The 4358-nt window shown below is 55.9% G+C and carries 5 protein-coding genes and 1 pseudogene; 2 read left to right on the forward strand and 4 right to left on the reverse strand.

Annotated elements, in window-relative coordinates:
• On the reverse strand, window positions 1-427 hold a 427-nt coding region (locus tag ACIQ0G_RS10335; protein WP_397577833.1), incomplete at its 3' end, for an MsnO8 family LLM class oxidoreductase.
• 9 nt (window positions 428-436) lie between these two features.
• On the opposite strand from ACIQ0G_RS10335, the gene ACIQ0G_RS10340 reads away from it, so the two are divergent.
• Window positions 437-1117, forward strand: a complete 681-nt coding sequence (locus ACIQ0G_RS10340; RefSeq protein ID WP_397577834.1) for a LysE family translocator — start codon at window positions 437-439, stop codon at window positions 1115-1117.
• 36 nt (window positions 1118-1153) lie between these two features.
• On the opposite strand, the gene ACIQ0G_RS10345 is transcribed toward ACIQ0G_RS10340, so the two are convergent.
• On the reverse strand, window positions 1154-2302 hold the full coding sequence (locus tag ACIQ0G_RS10345) for an alpha-hydroxy acid oxidase (RefSeq protein ID WP_397577835.1): 1149 nt from the start codon (window positions 2300-2302) through the stop codon (window positions 1154-1156).
• 136 nt (window positions 2303-2438) lie between these two features.
• Between ACIQ0G_RS10345 and ACIQ0G_RS10350 the strand changes: the two genes are divergently transcribed.
• Window positions 2439-3224, forward strand: coding sequence for a 3-hydroxybutyrate dehydrogenase (locus ACIQ0G_RS10350; RefSeq protein ID WP_333569444.1), 786 nt, complete (start codon window positions 2439-2441; stop codon window positions 3222-3224).
• 593 nt (window positions 3225-3817) lie between these two features.
• Here ACIQ0G_RS10350 and ACIQ0G_RS10355 read toward each other — a convergent pair.
• Window positions 3818-3976, reverse strand: coding sequence for a hypothetical protein (locus ACIQ0G_RS10355; RefSeq protein WP_183940489.1), 159 nt, complete (start codon window positions 3974-3976; stop codon window positions 3818-3820).
• Window positions 3977-3989: 13 nt separating this feature from the next.
• Window positions 3990-4358 (reverse strand): annotated as a pseudogene (locus tag ACIQ0G_RS10360) (isocitrate lyase); the annotation flags it as partial.

Here is a 4358-nt window from a genome sequence, read left to right on the forward strand (position 1 = left end):
CGAAATAGCTTTGCAGTTCCATAACATCGCGTGGGAACGCGTTCGGGTCGCTGTCCAATGTCCGGCGGATCGCTGCGGCAACACGTTGGTCGCTGCCGGGCGCACGGCCCAATCCAAGGTCGATCCTGCCCGGGTAAAGCGCGTCCAAAGTGCCAAATTGTTCGGCAATGACCAATGGCGCATGGTTGGGCAACATGATGCCGCCTGAACCAACGCGGATGGATTTGGTCGCGGCGGCAATATGCCCGATGACGACGCTGGTGGCCGCGCTGGCGATGCCGCGCATCCCATGATGTTCGGCAACCCAATAGCGGCTGAAGCCCAGACTTTCGGCATGGGCGGCAAGGTCTGCGGCATTGGCGAGCGCGCCAGCCACTGAGCCACCTTCGACAACGGGAACTAAGTCAAGCAAAGAGTAATTGGTCATGAACCCTAAATGGGTGTGTTCACGCGTAATGCCAAGCGCAATCGACTATCGGGTGAAGGCGTGTATAAATTGCGGATGATGACCGCGCTGTTCCTTCCCTTTCTTATCACCACAATGCTGATTGAACTGACCCCGGGGCCGAACATGGCATGGCTCGCATTGACCAGCGCGACGCAAGGGAAGCGGCCCGGTTTTGCCGCGGTCGCGGGCATTGCAACGGGCCTTGCGATCCTTGCATTGGCTTCGGCCATGGGGCTTGCCGCGCTCGCAGCCCGCGCACCTTTTGCCTTTAGTTTGCTGCGCTACGCAGGCGTGGCCTATTTATTATGGTTGGCATGGCAAACATGGGTGGGGGAGCAAGAAGTTGCGACCAGTCAAATCGACGCGAAGGCCATGGCGGCATGGTTTCGCCACGGCTTGCTGCTCAACCTGCTGAACCCAAAGGCCGCGGTGTTTTTTGTCACGGTCCTGCCAGCCTATATCGTAACAAATGCACCGATTGCGCCGCAAACTGTGTTGCTGTCGGCATGCTATGTTGCCATTGCAACAGCGGTGCACCTCGTCATCGTTGCATTGGCGGCGCAAGCGCATGGATGGATGACGGTCGGCAACCGCCGGAACCAAGTGCGCCGTATATTTGCGGTTCTATTGGCGATGGTCGCAATCTGGTTCTTGGTGAGCACCGCCTAACGCTGTTTTCCTGACGTTGCAGGGGCGCGCAAAAGCCTAGCGATAGCGCAACATAGAGCGGTTAAGTTGCCCAACGGATTTGACGCCCATCAACCGCATGTCCCGATCAATTTCGTCGCGCAATTTGCCAACGATACGTTCAACACCCGGTTGGCCCGCTGCGGCCAATGCATACAGATATAGCCGCCCGCCCGAGCATGCTGTGGCACCTGCCGCCAGCGCCTTCAATACATGGCTGCCGCGCTGCACGCCGCTGTCACAGATGATGTCGATCTTCCCCCCAACAGCGTCGGCGATTTCGGAAATCTGGTCAAATGGCGACCGCGATCCGTCCAATTGACGCCCGCCATGGTTGGAGACCATGATCGCTGTCGCGCCTATATCGACAGCGCGCTTTGCATCATCAACGGACATGATGCCTTTCAAGCAAAATTCGCCGCCCCAGTCGGACCGGACTTTCTCCGCCATTTTCCAGTCCATCGACGTGTCGAGCATCGTGTTGAAATATTCGGCCACAGACACCGCGACATTGGTCCCTGCGTCAACATGTGTCTGCAGATTGGGAAGCGAGAATTTCTCGCGGAACATATAGTTCAGCGCCCATGCTGGATGGATCGCGTAGCTCAGCACCGATGCAGGCGTGAAGCGCGGGGGCGAGGTGAAGCCACTGCGCAGGCAGCGTTCCCGGTTGCCAGATACGATCGTATCGACGGTCAATGCGATGGCATCAAATTTTGCGGCCTTGCAGCGTTCGATCATCGACGCGTTCAGACCTTTGTCTTTGTGGATATATAGCTGAAACAGTTTTGGCGTCTTGATGCGTTCGCCGACTTCCTCGATGCTCACCGTGGCCAGCGATGAAATGCCGAACCATGTGTTAAACTGCTGCGCCACAGCTGCAACGGCGCGTTCACCTTGCCAATGGAATAGGCGTTGCAACGCGGTGGGCGATAGCATGAGCGGCATGGCAATTTCTTTGCCCATGACCCGAACTTTTGTGTCGATATCTGAAACGCCCGCGAGCACATTGGGCACAAGATCGCAGTCGTCGAACGACGAACTGTTGCGACCTTTCGTCCGCTCATCATCGGCTGCGCCGTCGATATAGTTGAAGATAGGCGACGGCAGGCGTGACTTCGCCAGCTGGCGAAAATCGGCGACATTATGACAATCATTCAAACGCATGCGGCGCTTATGACAGGCCTTTTAGATAATTGCACCTATTTGGTCTTGGCATTCTGCCATATTGTCCTGCACCAACATTGCGTTTAGCGATGTATAACGCAATGAAAGATCATCCCTAATGCAAAGGCTGTCTCCCATGTTCCTCCAAGGCAAAACGGCGCTTATCACTGGTTCAACATCTGGCATTGGATTGGGTTATGCGCGCGCACTGGCGGCAGAGGGCGCCAATGTGATGATCAACGGTTTTGGTGATGCGGATGCAATACAAGGCTATGTGGCGGAACTCGCCGCGGCAAGCGGCGGCAAAGCACTGCATTCCGGCGCGGACATGATGAAGCCAGATGAAATCAGGGCGATGGTTGCCGAATGTGCCGAGAAACTGGGATCGCCCGATATTTTGATCAACAATGCCGGTATCCAGCATGTTGCGCCGGTTGATGAGTTCCCGGAAGATAAATGGGACGCCATCATGTCGATCATTTTGTCGTCCGCGTTCCATACTACAAAAGCGGCCTTGCCCGCGATGAAGGCAAAGGGGTGGGGCAGGGTGATCAATACTGGTTCGATGCACAGCCTTGTCGCGTCACCGTTTAAGTCGGCGTATAACGCGGCGAAGCACGGCCTTGCAGGTTTCAGCAAAACCGTTGCGCTTGAGGTCGCAACGCAAGGCATAACCGTCAACAATATCTGCCCGGGATATGTGTGGACGTCCTTGGTTGAAAACCAAATTCCCGATACGATGAAGGCACGCGGATTGACGCGCGAACAGGTCATCAACGATGTGTTGCTGGCCAACCAACCGCAGAAGAAATTTGTTCAAGTTGAACAATTGGCGGCTTTGGCGGTGTTCCTGTGCCGGGACGAGGCCAGCGCGATTACCGGAACGAACCTATCGGTCGATGGTGGCTGGACTGCCCAGTAAACCCTCGATTCTGGGTTCACTGCGTAAGGGCGCACCAGTCTCCGTGTCCCCATCTTCCTCGTCTAGGGCGGGAGCGCCCGGCATGCTAAATACCGGCGGTGTATAGCCAATTTTGTTCTTTTGGGGTGCGTCCGGATTTTCTCTGTCGGATCGCGGAGATACGCCAAACGGCAACCCGAAATCAGCTTGAATTGGCCGGCCGTCAATCGATGGCGTGCCGGTTATAAATCCAACAGAAACCCCGGAATCGAATGAAACGGGCGGCGGAGATGGCGGCGGAGAGGGTAACGGTGCTGTTGGCTCGAGCGGCGGCGCGGTAACTTCCGGATTCGCGATATCTGCGGCGTCGCGGGGCGCCACGGGATTGCCCTGCGGAATGACCACGGTGATAAACCCGGTGACCGACAGAACCCCAAGCAAGATTTTTAGTGTATTATCCACGCGCCCCAACCTGTTTGGTTGCAAGGGGGGTATATGAACGGCCTTAAGAAAATATTAGCGACAATGCGTTGGCCCATAGAAAAAACCGCCGACATTGCTGCCGGCGGTTAGGTGTTTTCCTCCCCAGGAAAACTCGTAAAATATATGTGCGCTTACTTGCCGCCTGCGCTCCCCAAACGGTGGTAGAGGCGGGCAAATTTGATCGACTCTGGCTGATCCTTGATCGCTTCCAGATAGTGGACCAAGGCTTGCCTCAAAAGCGTGAGGTCCTCGGTCGACAATACGGCGCGTGCGCGTGCTGGTTCGCTCATGGATTCACCTTTCTTACGCTGCGTTGCTGAACTGGTTCATGGTGTTGTCTTTACCACCGGCCTTGAGCGCGGCTTCGCCAGCGAAATATTCCTTATGTTCGTCGCCAATGTCGGAACCCGACATGTTTTGGTGCTTCACACAGGCGATACCTTGGCGGATTTCCTTGCGTTGGACGCCGGCAACATAGCCAAGCATACCCATTTCGCCGAAATAATCCTTCGCCAGATTGTCCGTGCTCAATGCCGCGGTGTGATATGTTGGCAAGGTGATTAGGTGGTGGAATATGCCCGCACGCTTTGCAGAATCGCGCTGGAAATTCTGGATCCACATATCGGCTTGGGTGCCCAACTCGGTCTCGTCATATGACGCGCTCATCAGGTT

The sequence above is a fragment of the Sphingorhabdus sp. genome (assembly GCF_044354325.1).
Classification (GTDB): domain Bacteria; phylum Pseudomonadota; class Alphaproteobacteria; order Sphingomonadales; family Sphingomonadaceae; genus Sphingorhabdus_B.